The sequence below is a fragment of the Sphingomonas sp. BE138 genome, assembly GCF_031456125.1.
GTDB lineage: Bacteria > Pseudomonadota > Alphaproteobacteria > Sphingomonadales > Sphingomonadaceae > Sphingomonas.
Window position 1 is genome coordinate 37,312 of the sequence record NZ_JAVDUC010000020.1, and the last position, 14,990, is coordinate 52,301.

Here is a 14,990-nt window from a genome sequence, read left to right on the forward strand (position 1 = left end):
CTGCAAGCACCAGCATCAACGACGCGGGGCGCGAGATGGACGAGGCATTGATCAAGGAAGCGGCCTTGGCATTGACAGCGCGGCTCAAGAATCTGCTCGACGCGAGCATGGCGAACGAGATCATCTTGACGCGAGAAGAGGCGCTGCTGGCGCAGGGATTTGCGCAGAGCGTCGCGGACCTGCTCGTCGCTCCGCCGCGTCACGGCTGAAGTCTGCCGGCCCGGGTCCGCTCTGGTGACGAAGCGGCGCCGGAGCGCCGCCCGCCGAATGTCAGAAGAAGTCTATCTTGTCGGCCCAGATTTCGCATCCGTAGCGAGTGACACCGTCGCGGTCGTCCCAGCTCGAATAGTGGAGACTGCCCGTGATCGCGACAACGTCGCCTTTCTTGCGTGATGCGCCGGATCGCGCGAGCCCGTTGAAGCAGGTCACCTTGTGGAACTCGGTGTCCTTGGCGGTGTAGCCGGTCGCCTCGTCGACATAGGTCTTGCCGTCCTTGAGCTTCAAGCGATCCGTCGCAACGATCAGGGTGGTGACGGTGGCGCGCGTTTCGGGGTCCTTCGCGACCCGGCCGGCAATGTTGACGTTGTTCATGGGACTGCTCCTCGTTGGGACCAGCGGCCTTTCCGCCGGTGACGCCGAAGAGCGGCGTGCGGGAGCGCGCCACACCGGTGCGCGTAGCGCGCAGGGAAACCCCTGGAGAGAGCAGGCGCGGGCAGCTGCGAAGCGGCAACACGGGCGAACGGATGGGGTTGTGGCGGGCGCCCGTCTCGCCGCAGGTGTCAGGAACCGGCGACGGAAAGCCGCTGGCCCATAGGATGAATGCGACCCGCGACGGCAATGCCCGGTCGATCGCGCGACCGACCAGGACTGCGGCGCCCGCTCACGGAGTCGCTGCGCCTTGGAGCGCAGCAGGTCAGGACGTGCGTTTCACCTGGGCGATCTTCCCGGCGTCGTAGGCGGCAAGCCAGCGCGTGCGGATGGTCTCGTAAAGGCTCGCCGGGAGCATACCATAGGCGACGTCGCCCGCCGGATCGCCGGGCGTCGGTCGCAGGTCGGGACCGGGCCATTGGAAATGATTGAGCTCGGTGAGGATAACCCATGATCGCTCGTCATCGAGTCCAAGGCGCGCCTTCGTCGCCGCCGGGATCTCCACCGCGAATTTCGGGTCAGCCGGAGGTGTGTGCGTCACCGGAAGGACGGTGACCATTTTGGCGTCAGCCTTTGTGGTTGCTGCCAACAGAATCGCACAGGGGCGATCCTTGCTGCCCTCCTCGTGGCCGGCCTTGGCTTCGTGACTCCAGAGATAGGCGTAGCGGATGACGAGACCTGGAACCGGTTCAGGAATCGCCACGCGTCAGGACCCGACCTCGTTATCGAAGGCGGCGGCCTCGGCCGGCGCCCGCGCGGCGCGCACGCCCTCCGCGATGTCGTCCGGAACGTCATCGAGCGTGTAGACCTGACGATCGCGGCTCTTGAGCCGCTGATATTCGGCATGCGACAGGAGCACGAGGCTCTCGTGACCATGATGCGTAATCGTAAGCGGGCTTTCGAGGGCCTGGCGGCTGAAGCGGCCGAACGACTTCGAAACCTCGACGGAACTGGCGGTCTGGGGCACGGTGATTCTCCTATCCGGAATGTACGGAGTTTCCGGATAGATTGCAAGATAGGCCGGTAGGCGAGAACAAGAATAGGGCCCGCTTCGCCGGGGGAGCGAAGCGAGCCCTGTCAGACACCGCACGCCTGGTGGACGCGCGGTGGGAAGATCAGTCGGCCATCTCGGGCTGACGGCGACGACGACCACCAGATGCGGGCTCGCCGGCGGACGCGGGCGCGCCGCCGAACGCGCCATCGGCCGAGGACTCGCCCAGCCCGTCGGTACCCGCCCGCGCCGCAGGCTCGCCCGCACCCGGCAGCGGCGGCAGGCCGTCGTCAGCCGCCACCGTGTCGGTGGGCGCATCGCGACGGCGCGTCGGGCGCGACCAGACGATGTTGTACGAGCCGTCCTCCTGGCGGAAGGCCGAGATGTAGAGCGGCTTGTCGAGGCTCGGATCCTCGATCTTGCCGTTGAGGAAGGTCTCGCCGGTCGAGTTGGACGAGAGCTCGAACAGCGCGCCGACCTGCACCCACTGGCGAGCGGCCGAGAGTGCGAGGATCTCGAACTTGGGCGCGCGCGGATTGGCAGAGTGAACGGTGCGCAGCGCGATCACGATCGCAACCGTCAGCGTCGAGATCTTGCCGGTGTAGGTGCCGCTGTTGTTCTGGGTGATGGTGCCGATGTTCACGGGTCGTCTCCTTGAGAAAGTTCGCTCGAACCCCTTGTCCGAACACCTTCTCTGACCCGCTCCTCTCCTCGGCCGTTCGGCCGAGTAAGGCGCGCCAGCGCCGCTCCGACGAGCGCCACTTCGGCGCCGTCGGGTCGATCTTCTTCGTCCTTCGGAAGCGTGGGCGGATCAGCTCTCGCTGGGCGGCGCTTCGGCGGCCTGTGCCTTGCGGCGTCCGGTCCGCTTGGGCGCTGCGGGTGCGGCGTCCGCGCCTGCCTTGCGACCGTTGCGGGGCTTAGCCGGCTCGACAGCCGGTACCTGCGCTTGGACCTTTGGGACGTCCGCCGATGGTGCAGTTGCCCTCGGTTTGCGGCCTAGACCCAGGCGCTGCGCCACCTCGCGCCGCTGCGCGGAATAGCCTGGCGCGACCATCGGATACTCGGCCTTGAGACCATAGCGCGCGCGGTACTCGGCCGGGGTAAGTCCGTGGCGGCCTAGATGGCGCTTGAGCGACTTGTAGGGCTTGCCGTCGATCATCGACAGGATGTGATCCGGCGAGGCGAGGCTCTTGCGGACGGTCACGGCCGGCGTGAACGCCGCCTCGGCAGGCGGCGCGTCTGCGGTCGGTGGCTCGGCTTCCCTGGAGATCCCCGATATCGCTGCATGTGTCTTGGCGATGAATTCCGGCACGTCGTCCGGCCGAATGTTATTGTGCGCGACGTAGCTCGCGACCACTTCGATCGTCATCGCGACGAGATTGTTCTCTTCCGACATCGTGCCCCTTTCGATCTGAGACTAACCGACCAGCGGCCCGGACGGTGAGGCTTGTGTAATGGGGCCGATCAGGCCGGTGCAACTTTTCGCGCTCGATAACGCAGAGATCACTCAGGTCCCTGCCCGACTGGGTTGCGCCAGCGTGCGATGATGTCCTGCATTTCTTCGGCAAAGCCAAGGCTGTCGATGTAGACGGCACCCCGGTCGTTCTGACCGAGAAAGCCGATCACGCTCGCGATGTCGTTGGCGACGGCGATGTCGTGACCGAAAAGATCGGCAATCTCGAAATGGCCAAGGTCTGGACCATTCCACCAGGCCATCAGGAAGTTCGCGACGCGGCGGGCCTGGCCGGTGTCGCTCATTGCAATCGGGATCAGGCGCGTCAGCGCCGCGCGCGCGGAATCATAATCAGTCGGGATCGAAGTCATCGGCGGCCTCCCAGATGACAGGCTATAGGTGTGTGCGCGCGACGCAAAGGACTTCCCGCTGCCGCTCAGATGCGCAGTGGCGCCGGCATCGCCATCCATTCGGGTTGATCGTCCGCGAACGGGATGTCGAAACTCCCGGCCTCGGCCTCGCTGAAGACCGTCGCTCGGGCAAGGCTGCCAAAGCCTCCCTCATTGTTCCAGAAGCTGAGACCGTACTCGCCATCGCGCTTGGAAAGGACGTAGCCATCCGCGCCCCCGTCGATCATGCGGGCGATCGCCCGATCGAGAAGCGGCGACGTGTGACAATAGTCAATTTCAGTGGCGCTTATGGCGACATAGCCGCCGCCGAACTCGCCGGCGCGCAGCCTGTCGCAATCCGATGCCCACTCGAAGCCAAATGGCAAAGCGGACCGGGCGCAGCGCTGGATCAGCTTGGCGGCGGTTTCGACGCCGAACTGTTCGCCTGAGAAGAACAAGGCGACCCGGCCGTCTGCGTCGGCTTCCCCGAAGTCGATCTCGAAATCGAGAATCGGAAAATTCTCGTCCGGGAAAAGGTCTAGAAGCCCGTCGAGCGGGCTCTCCGGCGTGCGCGGGAAGATCGCGGCGAAGTCTTCGCCCATGCCATGAAAGTGCGCTTCAAGCGCCTCGAGGCCGATTTCTACATCGCCGACCAACTCGATCGCGCCGATGACGCGACGCAGCAGATCGGCTTCGGGACTGGTGACGACGATGCCGAAAGCGGCCTTGGTGTAGCTATTGGACATTGCCGGCTCCATGGATGGCCGGGATGTCGGCGGCGGAAGTGCTGACTATCAGCGGGGGCACGGCGAACTCGGCACCGTCGAAAAAGGCGATGACGGCCTCGAGCGAACCAAGCGTTTCGACCCTGCTGCGGCTGACGACGACTTCGTCGTCCTCGGTGACCGCATAGGAGACCGCGCTGCCGTCGCCTGTCGCAACGACTCGCTCCGGCCCCCACTGACCGGAATAGCCGCCGCACCACCGCACGAAGACGACGCGCCGCGAAAGGCACCAGCTTTCCAGTTCGTCGAAGCTGCCGCCTGCCACTTCGTGAGCGAAAAGACAAAGCGGTTCACCGGCGACATGGTGGTGCGGTTCGAAAGGCTCGCCGTCCCATTCGATGGCGAGGCCTTCGCAGGCGATGATCTCGATCAACTCGGCATAGGCGCTCGCGCTGAGCACACCCCCTATGCTGATCGAAGCGGATACGCGGTCGGCCATGGAAAACTCCTCAAAAACTGCGCAGCCGAGCGTGCCGCCGCGAACGCGGCTGCGACGGGTTGCTGCTGCGATTGGGAAACCTGCCTGGGCAGGTGGTTCAGCTAGTGAATCGATCCGAACAGGCGGCGCTTGGATGTGGCCTGGTGAAGTCCGTCCTTGATGCCGCTCGTTGCGCGCATCTCGGCGGTAAGCTGCTCGGCAAGTCCGGCGGGCACGATCGCATGCGGCGCGACGATGGCAATCGCGGCCTCGGCGGTGAGCAGTTCCCCTGGCTCCATGCCGGTCCAGATCAGGGGCTCGCCCTCGGCGGGCTCGTCTTCCGTGGTGAAGAAGACCTGCGCAAAGAATGTCTGGAGCGGGCGGTCCCAGCCAATCACGGCCCGCACCACGTCGATGCTGTCCGGCCTCGGCTCAAGATCATGACGGCTCATGCGTTGCTCCTTCGAAGCCGGTGCTGAACGTGGCGTGCTGCACCCTCGGCGCTGCTGATCGCCTTTCCCGCTGCCGACGCGGCCTGACGGGCGCCTGCCTGACGGAGCAGACTACGGGCTTCGCGCATTCGCTCAACCGCAATCGCGATGGCCTGGCCGTGCTCGGGCGTGGCCGGGGTGATCCGACGCATAAAACCTCCGATTTGGATGCAGGGGCGTGCTAAGGCCTAGTCGTCTTCCGGCAGCATGATCGTCATGACCCGCGTCGTGACGTCTGGGTCGGCCGGGTTCTCGGAGCCCACTCGATCGAGCCATCATAATAGTCGATCGCGAAGCGGATCTGCCGCCCTTGGAACGTGACCTCACCGCGGCGGCGCTCGACGCGCTCGTCTGGCGCGAAGTCGCAGCGATCGATCGCCATCAGCAAATCGCCGTAGCTGCGAACGGTCTCGTGGCGGTCGTTGCCATCGGCAAGCGCCGCCGCGCACGCTGCGGTGATGACGATGCGCGCCCTCGGATCGAGACCTTGGCGGACACGGTCGTTGAGCGCGGCAATGCGAGAAATCTGGTCGGTCATGCTGTCTCCATAGGGCTGGCGCGATTTGTCCGGGACACGCCGATGCTCTCGGCCTCGGCGGCAAAGAGCGGCAGCGTCGGATGCTGGACCGGAAGCGCTTTTGGATAGGGCAGCCGGGGGAGTACGCGGCCGCGGCGGCGGGCCTCGCGGGTAAGCTCGAAGCAATAGGCGAACAGCCCGGCTTGTTGGTGGGCAACGAGGTGCCGCTCGCGTTGTAACCGCCAGAGCCAGTGGCGCGGCTCTTCGCCGATGGCCGGCCTCGGGACCCCGAGGGCAACGAGCTGGTCGATCGCGCCAGCATGGCCTTGCTCACCGAGACGGATTTTCGAGAGCGTCCTACCTGAAACCGTGATGTCGCCGACGCGCAGGACTGAACGCGGCCTCGTGATCGCTCGGTGCGCGGCCGAGAGCGCACAATAGATCCGGCCGATATGACCCGCGCCGGGATCGCTGTAAGATACGACGGCCTCGATCACTGGGCGTTCCCGGCGGAGGTGCCGGAAGGCGCGCGCCAGGAAATAGCTTTCACCGTTCTGGGGCACGGCATCGGTGAGAATGAAGCGGGCCAGGACGCAGCCGCGCGCAGGGTCGTCGAACCCGGTATGACGCGAGATAACGGCCCCGGTGGTCGGGACTGCGAACACCGCCACGCCTTCGAGGACGCCAGCGGCACCGAACAGTCCAACAGCGACTTGAGCTGCCGGATAGGACCGGAGGTAGTGATGGCGCGCGATGAACGCGCGTGCCTCGCCATGCTCGATGACATCCACATGGTAGGCGCTTGGATCGATGAGCTCGAGATCGCGCGCCCATACCGAGCGCCGCTCCCGCCATCGCTGGCTGCGGTCTGTCTGCATGATATTGGCCCGCAGCGTCAGGCGAAGAGTCGCACCGCCTGCGCGACCGGAAGCGAAAGCTGCAGGTCACGCCGAAGCTGCGCTGCGAAGCGATCGGGCGAAAGCAGCAAGGTGATCGACGCGAAATGGTTGCGCTGGCCACAATAATCCGTGCGGCCGCTCACGCGCCGGTAGAGCACTTCCCGATCCTGGCCGAGCCCGCCCAGTGAGAGCTGGACATAGACTTGGTCACCATGAAGCGTGATCTCGCCGGAGACCGCAGGGCCGCCCTTGTTGGAGCGGACGGAGTAGCTCTCGGCGTCGAGGCCCAGGGCCTCGGCGAGCCGGCGCATCGCGGTTCGCCCTTCGGCATGGAAGGTGCGCTTCGCGGCCTCGTCATAGGCGACGCCGCGATAGGCGAGCGTGCGCAGCACAGGATGTCGGCGGATCTCGGCGATCTGGTCCATGCAGGTGCGGCGCAGAACCATGCTGTCCGGGCGGCGCTCGGTCACCGATACGAGATGCCTCACGAGCAGTATGACGGCAGCGTCGCACTCGGCGTCCTTCCCGGCATTGCGGCAATCGGTGATCGCGGCGTGGATGGCGTGCAAGCCCGTGCCGATGGTAGTCAGGGCGCTGGGGTCGAGCGCCTGCTGGTGGCGCATCGCGACATCGTAGGTCATTGACGGGGTACTCCGGTCTCAAGCGCAAATCCGCTCGACCAGCCCCTTCCCCTCTCTTCTCCTTCACGCCGCTAGGCGTCGACGATCAGGCAGCCGCCGGCAGAGGTATCGGGGCGCAGCGTCCGCTGCCGAGATTGATAAAAGCACCCGCGTGACCGATTGATCCGCGACCGAGCAGGTCGAACAGGAGTGACAGCGCGTGGCTTGCTACGATGCGGTTCACGAAGAGCGATTGTCGCTCCAGGGCCTCGGCGACCGAGCAGGATGGCGCGTCGTCGTCCGGCAGGCTCTCGTCGGCGAGTTCCGGGAAATATTCGAGGACGGTGGGCAAGCGGCGCTCGTGCCGCTGATTGGCAGCGGCGGGGCAGCCGATGATGAATTGGCCATCGCCTGCGCGGTTGCCGAGGTCCAACCAATAGAATGGTACCTTGGACCCTCGACCGAACGCGGCGCCGAGGGCGCGACGAGCTGAGGCGGTATCGACGCAGGTGATCAGAATGTCGGCCGCCGACACATCGATCGCCTCGGGCGCCCGGCCGTGAACGGCTCGCCACGCAAGACCGTGCGCAAGGTTGATCCGCTCCGTCAGCGTATGGGCTTTGGAGTTGCCGAGATCGCAGCGGTAGAAGGGCTGACGGCCAAGGTTGGCCTCGGTTACGACGTCATCGTCGACCACGATCACATGCAGCGATCGCGACGAAATTGCGCGCAACGCCGTGTCGAGCGAGGCGAGGCCCATCAGCATCTGGGCGCCGTTTCCCCCGCACCCGATCAGAACGACATTGATTACGCGGTGGTGGAGCCCTTCCGGCAGGAAGTGGCGATCACGGGTCTCAGACGGCATGGCCGGATCTTTCGAAGGGGCTGCGCGGAAGCGGAAGGAACATCCCGCCGGCGCAAAGCCGCGTGGCAAACTCGGGCTCGCCGGGCCCACCGAGCCGGCCGATGACGAGCGCGATCTTGGTGGTGTGAGCGTCATCGGTATCGTCCGTGGCGCTGAAGAAGGCCCGGCCATGGCCGTGGCTGTGGATGTCGCAGACGATGTGGCGGTTCCCGGGCAGGACAGGTGTCCGATAGACCAGGCGCGACGGCGTCGCCTCGTCGATCTGCGGGAAATCGAGAAGGAAGCGCCGATCGTCCTCGTCCCACACGATGAAGGCCGCCGCCTCGTTGGGCAGCGCCGCGCCGAAATGATCGATGATCTGGGCCAGGAACGCCCGTGGTATCAGGCCGCATCGAAGGTTGGCGCGAGGCTCGCCCACGCTACCATAGGGCAGGTAGGCGGCAATCGGCGGCGTGACAGGCACATCCAGCTCGAGCCAAGGGCGCCTGATAATCAGGAAGACGCCGTCTCGGCCGATCGCGAGGCAATGGCCCGCGCGCGAAGCCCGCACCGCGTCCAGGCCGGGTGAGCTGCCGCTCGGCGGCGCAGGGAAGCATGGGACGGCCGCTAGCAGGGCAGCCGCCGTGGGGTCATCGGCGAGCGCCGTCATCGTCTCGTCCTTTCGATGAGTTGGCCAAGCGTCAGCGGCTCGATCGCCTTGCGGGACGGTGCCGCAACTGACCGACGTTTGACGGCGAAAGCCTTGAGACGCCTGACCGGGAAGCGGGCGGCGCGCCGCGCCGCAAGGTCGTCCCAAAGGGAGATGAGCCCACCCTTCCCCGAGACCGTCTGGTCCTGCCCGTGATTGGGATGGGTCGACCAGGACTCGAACAATGCCCGTTCGAACTCCGGGATGGCGGAGACGGACAGCGTTCCGGGCTTCGGAATATTCCCCCAGCATAGCGTGCCGTCGGCGTAGACATTGAGGATCGGCGAATGGAAGACGATGGAGTCGGCAGTCGGCCGCTCATCCTCTCGAAGCGCGTAGACTCCCAGCGCTCGTCTCGTGGCAACGAGGAGGTGGGCCGGATAAGGGACCGAAGCCACGGTTTTGGTGGAAAGGGCCTTCAGGCCGGGATGCGGCGTGCTCAGATTGAAGTAGGCCGGCCGAACCTTCGCCGGGATCCACCACGCGAGGAGATCCTGGTGCGCAACGAGCACGTTGTGCGGGAGGAGCTCGGGCGCGGCGGCGCGGCCCAACGCCTCCGACCATTGGCGCAGGTGCGCCCGCGTCAGCGGCGTGCCGGCGGCGATCCTCGGCCCGGCGTCGTCGTCATGCTCGATGTGATGAAGGCTGGCGAACGCCCGCCCCTCCTGGCCGGGAGCGCCGTAGCGCGTGCCGCTTCTCGCGGCCTCGGTTCGATAAAGCAGGATGGCGTTGGTCAGCACCAGACCGCCAGCGGTGGCTTCGAATTGGGTCGAGTGCTTTGACATTGCTGCCTCACAGGGTGTCGGGATCGAGCTGGATCAGCTCTTGGGCGGCGAGCAGAAACCGGGCGCCTGCCTCGAACGATGCGAACCAATCGGTGACGCGAGCGGCGTCCGGCAGCGGGCAGAGACCGGCGATGTCCATGAAGCCGTATTCCATGCCGTGGCGTGCGACATCGTCGACTTCGCGCGCGAACTGCTCGACAGGCACGAGCGTCAGGGGCGGCAATGACGAGCACTCCTCCAGATCCGGCAAATATTCGTGGATGGTCGCGCCGTCGAAATGCCAGGCGTTGTGCTCGTCAGAGACGCGCCGCAGGGCGTTGTAGCTGCGGCGAAGATTGCGAAGCGCGCTCCGCAATCCGCTCGGCAGCGATCCTGGCGGTGCCGCGTTCGCGGCGAACATCCACTCCGGCCTTCGGTCGTTCATGTCCGAGGGCAGGATCGTGTCGTCGAGATCTTCGGGATCGAGGCCCTGGTAGGTGACGAGCGCATGGCGAGCGGCCTCGTCTTCGGTTTCCCCGTCCCAATAATACATCGAGATCTCGTCGAAGAGATCGTCGTAGCCGAACACGGGGAGCGCCGAGCCGATTGTCTGAGCAAGCGCGGTATAGGCGGCGGCGCGCCAGCCGGTCTGGGCGTCGCTGGTCTCGATCCAGCCAAGGTCGAGCTGGCCCATGCTATCGCAGACGATGGCGATCGCTGGCGCGTCCATGGCCTCGCTGTTCAGGACGGCGACGCGCAGTTCGGCCAGTTCGAGCGGCCTGAGAATATCCAGGACCGCCTTATCGAAAACGCGCTCGATGCGGCGCCGGGCCTCGGCGCGCGTACAATGTCGTGCCGTCTGGTCGCGCGATGCGACCCAACCGCCGATCAGCTTGTGATGCCGCGCGAGCGGCTGATCGAAGCTGACCGGGATCTCCCGGGACAAGACGACCAACCGCCCGGCCAGGTCAGCCGAGCGGGGGCAGTCGCAAGTCGTTGGGAGACTGGAGGGGCTCGGCCGGTTCGCCGTGTTGCGATGCCGGGTCGATGAGGATCTTGAGGTGGAGGGCCTGGGCCTGCGGGTCGCAGGGTGGTCCGGGAGAGCGGGTAGCGTCGCCATCGTCGAACTCGATCCATTCGAGGAGTGTCTTGCGGGATGCGGCGGGAAGGACCGCGTCGGCCTTGCGCGCCACGGCTATCCCTTGGTGCCGACCGCGCGGCGGTACTCGGTGACATGGGTACCCGCGGTGACGCCGGCGTCGACCAGTTCGGCGTTCAGGATCGCGGGATAGAGGGTGGCATGGTAGGCGCGCAGGCCCTGCGGGTCTTCCGCAAGGTGGGGCGGGACCGGAAGGTCGATTCCGTCATATCGATAAGCGCGCGCAAGGTGATTGATCTGCATGGGGCTTCTCCTGAGAGATTGAACACGGGCCGATGCGGGCGTCGTCACCAGAGACTTGCCGGCTCGTTCGATTTGGCCTCGGCCGGGAGCGCGTTCGGAGCTTGTGCCGGCGACGCGGAAGTGGTCGCCGTCTTTGCCGGCGCCGGTGTCGCCCTTGACTTGGCGGCCTCGGCGGACGCGGCCTTGGCGGCCTCAGCGGCTAGACGTTGGTCGGCGATCTGATCGGCGAGCGTCTTGCGCGTCGCGATAAGCTGACCGAGCGCGCCGTCGGCGCCCCGCGCGAGTTCCGCGTCGATTTCCGCTGCGCTTGCGGTGATCGAGATGGGTCGTGTCTCGCCGACCTCGAGGGCGGCCGTCGTGCCCTCGACCTTCCGAGGGATGACGGTCAGAGTCACGGTGTCGTCCGGCCCGGCGACAAGGTCGAACCCTAACGAATAACGGTGGAGCAGCGGGAGCAGGTTTGCGATAAGCATGGTCGTTCGTCCTTGTTCGGATGCGAGGAAAGTGGATCAGGCGGCGAGCGCATCGACGCGGCGGCTGGACGCCGGGGCGGCGCCGGGCACCGCGCCATATTGCCCGTCGAGGGTCATCGCGCTCGGCAGCCGGCCCGCCCAATCGAAGCCGGCGGCGTTCAGCATGCCGGTGACCAGATCGGCCTTCTTGGAGCCGAGAAGCTTGGCGAAGGCCTTCTCGCCCATGTGCGAGATCAGTCCGCACTCCCGGGCGACGAACTTCAGCTCGTCCTTGGTGTATCGCTCGAGAAAGCCGCGATCGACCTGCCAGACCTGACGGATGTCGACGTCGAACGCCCTTGCGAGATCGGCGACATGGCTGAACGATTGCACGTCGCGGGCGTAGGCGGCGCCGATCGCCGAGAGCGCGGTTGCCGCCTGGGCCTCGGAAAGCTCGCGAACCTCATCGATTTTGCCCCCGAAGCCCAGATCAGGGAAGGACGGGTTGACAAGGAGGCCGGCTCGCGCCGTCAGCGTGCTCGACTTGATCTGGGAGAGCGTGCCGGTCAGCGCGGCGACGAGGATGGCGGTTCGAGCATCAGAAGCGTTGTCTGCGAGCCCGCGCGCCAGCGCGGTGCGCCAGGTTGCCTCCCGCAGATCGCTTGTGCGGCCCGCGATCGATTTCGCGGTGACGCTGGGGCCATTGGCGTTCGCGTTCGATCGCCCCGTCGCCCGACCCGATGGAGTTCCCGGCGCGAGCGCGGCTCGCCGAGCGGTCGCCTCGACCCCGTCCGCTCGCTCATCTTCGTGATCCTCGGCCTCATCAGGCTCGTCGAGATCGTTTTCGTCGGCGGCGGCGTCGGCTGAAGCGGAACGATCCTGCTCCTCCTGACGGGCCTGCTCGACCGCGTCCGTCTTGAGCTGGAAGCATGCCGCGTTGGTGCAATGACCATCGTCGACGTGGGTCTCGAAGAGCGCGCGTTGGGTCCCGGAGTTGAACGGACAGGTCGTGCATTCGGACTTGTCGAAACAGGCGTCGGCAAGGCTCTGGGTTACGCGCATGAGGAGGTCGCGGGTCTTCCCGATGTCGAGGCCGGCTCCCAGGATGGTCTCGAGCGCCTTGTCCTGCTTGTCGGCCGGCACGGCGGCGAGCAGCTCGGCGTGGCCGACCTTGATGCGGCGCTCGTCGAGCGCGAGCTTCACTGCGTCCGAAAGGTTGGCCAGCGCGAGGCGGCGGTCGAGCTTGGCGCGCGACCAGCCAAGACGCCGGCCGGCCTCGCCGCGGTCGTTCTGGCAGGCGGCGAGGACCCGGACCGCGGCATCGGCCTGTTCGGTTTCGGAGGCGTCATCCCGGATATCGTTTTCGTCGATCGCCGCCTCGAGCGCTTCCTGGTCGGTCATCTCCCGGATGATGACCGGCGCTTCGCCGTCCGCACCGAACGCTTCGAGCGCGGCGCGATACCGCCGCCCGCCGGCGACGATGATGTAGCGATCTTCGCCGTCGTCCGCCGGACGCACCAGAATCGGCTGAAGCATGCCGCGCAGCCTGAGCGACGCGACAAGTTCGTCGTGCTTCTTGCTGTCGAAATAGCGGCGCGGGTTGTAGCCGATGGCTATCCGGGCGAGTGGGACCATGGTGGTTCCGGTGGGCTGGGGTGCGGTCACGGCCGATCTCCTTGCAGGGTAGCGGGGCACCTCCGTCGGGGATGGGCGCCTCACTCTGGCGAGCCTCATGCTCACCCCATTCCTGCCCCCCCTCCCCTCTCATCAGCCGGCGAGCCGTTCGCGGTAGATGTCAGCCGCCCATTGCTCGATCCACGGAGCCGTAATCTCGTCGTGATCGAGATCCCCGCTCTCGATGAGCTCGCGGATCTCGGCTCGGGCCTGCGCGATCGCCGTTTCCCAAGGGGCCGTCGGGACGGGATCGGGTTCCGCAGGCCGATGGTGCGGCAGGCGCAAAGGGTGGCTGGCAAGACGTTCGTGCTGTGCGCCCACCCACCGCGCCATATGGTCGGCCACGAAGCGGTCGCTCTTGGACACACGGGCCTGGCGGGCGGCCTGTCGGGCGCTGATGCCGTATGCCTGGCTGTCGATCGACGCGACCCGGTGCTCGAACGGAAGCAGGTATGGCAGCGCCGAACCCTTCACGCCAAATGCGTGCAGCCGGACCCCCCTGGGCAATATCTGATCCAGATGGTCGATGACGGCGATGACCCCCTCCGGACCATGGACGTCTCTCCGGCACATGCTGCCGACGCCGATCAGCGACCCGGGCTTCAGCGATCCCCACAGCGCATCGATACAGCGCTCATAGTCCTCCGGACGGCGGCCCTGGATGACCGGCATCAGGGTCTCGGCGATGCCATGATCCTGGGCGAGACGGCGACAGTCTAGATTGGCGCGAATCGTGCGCGAGAGGCGGTCTATGACCTCTTGGCGGTCCCGAGCGATTTCTGCCTCGACGCAATAGTCGGCGCTCGCCCACCACCGAAAGGGGTAGGCCGCAGCAAGCGCGACATAGTCGGCGAGCGACCAAGGGAAGCCGCCGTATCGAGCCGCCGCGACGAATCCGGCCGAGTCCAGGCAGAGCGCCGTCAGTCCCCTGGCATTCCTCAGCTGGGAAAGCCGCCACCCGTCCCATTCCCGCCACCCGCGGCGGTTGGTCCAGCGAGACAATCCATTCGCGGAAATGAGCGCGGGCTGCTGCAATGCGCGAGCTTGGGCGAGGATCGGTCCCTCGCTTAGGTGCGGCAGCCCGACGATGATCTCAATCGGCATAGCGGAATCCTTGGACTTGGTGATATTGACGGCTCGGCGCGTTCACGATACGTTCCGTGGCGCAGGAGATTTGCCATGACCACGACACCGTTCCGCGAGCGCTTTGACCTCGACATCACGCTGCGCGATGCGGCGCTGGATTCCGAGAACCGGCCGACGCGCCGCATGATCGCAAACGCATCGATCGGGATGCACGTCGAGGACGCCTATTATTCGGTTCGTGAACTGCGCGAGGCGGTGAGCTGGGTTCATGAGGGCATCCCCGCCGGCAAGGGGAAGCTGTCCGAGATCCTCGCCAACGACGGTGCGGACGACTTCCAGCGTTGCGTCTATTTCTGCCTGGCCGGGCGCGGCGTGGTGGCGATGCTCGACGATCTGGAATGGCTCGAGGATCTGCTCGAACGCCGCGGCCGTGTCGCGGGAGAGCAGGCGCGGCTGAAGGCGACGCGGATGCCGCTCACCAACCCCTATGTCGCCGACGCGCCGGACGGTCCGATCGTGAAGCTGGATGCCGCCTTCGAGCAGGGCCCGTCATGGTGGACCGATCCGACCTTATCCGTCTGAGTGGAGGTCGGTAGTCGTACCTCAGGCCTCGAAAGGGCTCCTGCCACGGGCCGGCGATGGCGCCGCCCTCCTCGTTTTGGCGAGCGCGAACGCCGTCTCTTAGCGCCGCGCGCGCCGGATCGTGCGTGAGCTTGGTCAGCACGCTCCGGCGATCAGAACGCTGGGCTTCAAGCTAGCGTCCGCGTTCGTGGTGTAATTTCCCGGTGTAGATGGCGGTGTATGCCGGGGTGGGGCCAAGGCCCCACCCCGGCATCGGCGTCTCGGTG

Annotated in this window: 23 protein-coding genes; 2 read left to right on the forward strand and 21 right to left on the reverse strand. The window is 66.2% G+C overall.

All coding sequences use genetic code 11. The features are described 5' to 3' along the window. Window positions 1-35: 35 nt before the first annotated feature. Window positions 36-209: a hypothetical protein gene (locus J2Y58_RS17700; RefSeq protein WP_310106083.1), complete on the forward strand. Its 174-nt coding sequence runs from the start codon at window positions 36-38 to the stop codon at window positions 207-209. Window positions 210-270: 61 nt separating this feature from the next. Here J2Y58_RS17700 and J2Y58_RS17705 read toward each other — a convergent pair whose 3' ends face one another. The 21 genes from J2Y58_RS17705 to J2Y58_RS17805 form a co-directional block, all read right to left on the reverse strand. Then, on the reverse strand, window positions 271-591 hold the full coding sequence (locus J2Y58_RS17705; protein ID WP_310106086.1) for a single-stranded DNA-binding protein: 321 nt from the start codon (window positions 589-591) through the stop codon (window positions 271-273). A gap of 322 nt (window positions 592-913) precedes the next feature. Continuing rightward, window positions 914-1,351 (reverse strand): type II toxin-antitoxin system PemK/MazF family toxin, encoded by a 438-nt coding sequence (locus tag J2Y58_RS17710; protein ID WP_310106088.1) that lies wholly within the window; start codon window positions 1,349-1,351, stop codon window positions 914-916. 3 nt (window positions 1,352-1,354) lie between these two features. Further along, window positions 1,355-1,615, reverse strand: a complete 261-nt coding sequence (locus J2Y58_RS17715) for a type II toxin-antitoxin system Phd/YefM family antitoxin (RefSeq protein ID WP_164521750.1) — start codon at window positions 1,613-1,615, stop codon at window positions 1,355-1,357. Between the two features lie 148 nt (window positions 1,616-1,763). After that, window positions 1,764-2,282, reverse strand: coding sequence for a DUF736 domain-containing protein (locus J2Y58_RS17720; RefSeq protein ID WP_310106095.1), 519 nt, complete (start codon window positions 2,280-2,282; stop codon window positions 1,764-1,766). Between the two features lie 168 nt (window positions 2,283-2,450). Then, complete coding sequence (locus J2Y58_RS17725; protein ID WP_310106097.1) at window positions 2,451-3,035, reverse strand: MucR family transcriptional regulator; 585 nt, start codon at window positions 3,033-3,035, stop codon at window positions 2,451-2,453. A gap of 107 nt (window positions 3,036-3,142) precedes the next feature. Beyond that, window positions 3,143-3,463 (reverse strand): hypothetical protein, encoded by a 321-nt coding sequence (locus J2Y58_RS17730; protein ID WP_310106100.1) that lies wholly within the window; start codon window positions 3,461-3,463, stop codon window positions 3,143-3,145. 65 nt (window positions 3,464-3,528) lie between these two features. Next, entirely contained in the window at window positions 3,529-4,227 is a 699-nt protein-coding gene (locus J2Y58_RS17735; RefSeq protein WP_310106103.1) for a hypothetical protein, read from the reverse strand. Continuing rightward, window positions 4,217-4,705, reverse strand: a complete 489-nt coding sequence (locus J2Y58_RS17740) for a hypothetical protein (RefSeq protein ID WP_310106106.1) — start codon at window positions 4,703-4,705, stop codon at window positions 4,217-4,219. The genes J2Y58_RS17735 and J2Y58_RS17740 overlap by 11 nt, the downstream gene beginning before the upstream one ends. Window positions 4,706-4,806: 101 nt before the next feature. Then, window positions 4,807-5,136, reverse strand: a complete 330-nt coding sequence (locus J2Y58_RS17745) for a hypothetical protein (RefSeq protein WP_310106108.1) — start codon at window positions 5,134-5,136, stop codon at window positions 4,807-4,809. Between the two features lie 227 nt (window positions 5,137-5,363). Continuing rightward, window positions 5,364-5,438: a DUF3768 domain-containing protein gene (locus J2Y58_RS20995; RefSeq protein ID WP_405053126.1), complete on the reverse strand. Its 75-nt coding sequence runs from the start codon at window positions 5,436-5,438 to the stop codon at window positions 5,364-5,366. 271 nt (window positions 5,439-5,709) lie between these two features. Further along, window positions 5,710-6,570 carry a hypothetical protein gene (locus tag J2Y58_RS17755; RefSeq protein WP_310106114.1) on the reverse strand — a complete coding sequence of 287 codons (861 nt, stop codon included), beginning with the start codon at window positions 6,568-6,570 and terminating at the stop codon, window positions 5,710-5,712. Window positions 6,571-6,587: 17 nt separating this feature from the next. Next, window positions 6,588-7,232 (reverse strand): hypothetical protein, encoded by a 645-nt coding sequence (locus J2Y58_RS17760; protein ID WP_310106117.1) that lies wholly within the window; start codon window positions 7,230-7,232, stop codon window positions 6,588-6,590. A gap of 85 nt (window positions 7,233-7,317) precedes the next feature. Further along, window positions 7,318-8,076 carry a PRTRC system ThiF family protein gene (locus tag J2Y58_RS17765; protein WP_310106120.1) on the reverse strand — a complete coding sequence of 253 codons (759 nt, stop codon included), beginning with the start codon at window positions 8,074-8,076 and terminating at the stop codon, window positions 7,318-7,320. Continuing rightward, window positions 8,066-8,725, reverse strand: a complete 660-nt coding sequence (locus tag J2Y58_RS17770; RefSeq protein WP_310106123.1) for a PRTRC system protein A — start codon at window positions 8,723-8,725, stop codon at window positions 8,066-8,068. The genes J2Y58_RS17765 and J2Y58_RS17770 overlap by 11 nt, the downstream gene beginning before the upstream one ends. Continuing rightward, window positions 8,722-9,549 (reverse strand): PRTRC system protein B, encoded by an 828-nt coding sequence (locus J2Y58_RS17775; protein ID WP_310106125.1) that lies wholly within the window; start codon window positions 9,547-9,549, stop codon window positions 8,722-8,724. The genes J2Y58_RS17770 and J2Y58_RS17775 overlap by 4 nt, the downstream gene beginning before the upstream one ends. A gap of 7 nt (window positions 9,550-9,556) precedes the next feature. Further along, on the reverse strand, window positions 9,557-10,474 hold the full coding sequence (locus tag J2Y58_RS17780; protein ID WP_310106130.1) for a hypothetical protein: 918 nt from the start codon (window positions 10,472-10,474) through the stop codon (window positions 9,557-9,559). A 22-nt stretch (window positions 10,475-10,496) separates the two neighbouring features. Then, complete coding sequence (locus J2Y58_RS17785; protein ID WP_310106133.1) at window positions 10,497-10,721, reverse strand: hypothetical protein; 225 nt, start codon at window positions 10,719-10,721, stop codon at window positions 10,497-10,499. 2 nt (window positions 10,722-10,723) lie between these two features. After that, window positions 10,724-10,930 (reverse strand): PRTRC system protein C, encoded by a 207-nt coding sequence (locus J2Y58_RS17790; RefSeq protein ID WP_126001481.1) that lies wholly within the window; start codon window positions 10,928-10,930, stop codon window positions 10,724-10,726. A gap of 44 nt (window positions 10,931-10,974) precedes the next feature. Continuing rightward, window positions 10,975-11,403, reverse strand: coding sequence for a PRTRC system protein E (locus tag J2Y58_RS17795; protein WP_310106138.1), 429 nt, complete (start codon window positions 11,401-11,403; stop codon window positions 10,975-10,977). 36 nt (window positions 11,404-11,439) lie between these two features. Then, window positions 11,440-13,047, reverse strand: coding sequence for a PRTRC system ParB family protein (locus tag J2Y58_RS17800; RefSeq protein ID WP_310106141.1), 1,608 nt, complete (start codon window positions 13,045-13,047; stop codon window positions 11,440-11,442). A 102-nt stretch (window positions 13,048-13,149) separates the two neighbouring features. After that, complete coding sequence (locus tag J2Y58_RS17805) at window positions 13,150-14,160, reverse strand: hypothetical protein (protein ID WP_310106144.1); 1,011 nt, start codon at window positions 14,158-14,160, stop codon at window positions 13,150-13,152. Window positions 14,161-14,235: 75 nt separating this feature from the next. Between J2Y58_RS17805 and J2Y58_RS17810 the strand changes: the two genes are divergently transcribed. After that, window positions 14,236-14,724 (forward strand): hypothetical protein, encoded by a 489-nt coding sequence (locus J2Y58_RS17810; RefSeq protein ID WP_310106147.1) that lies wholly within the window; start codon window positions 14,236-14,238, stop codon window positions 14,722-14,724. Window positions 14,725-14,990: the final 266 nt, after the last annotated feature.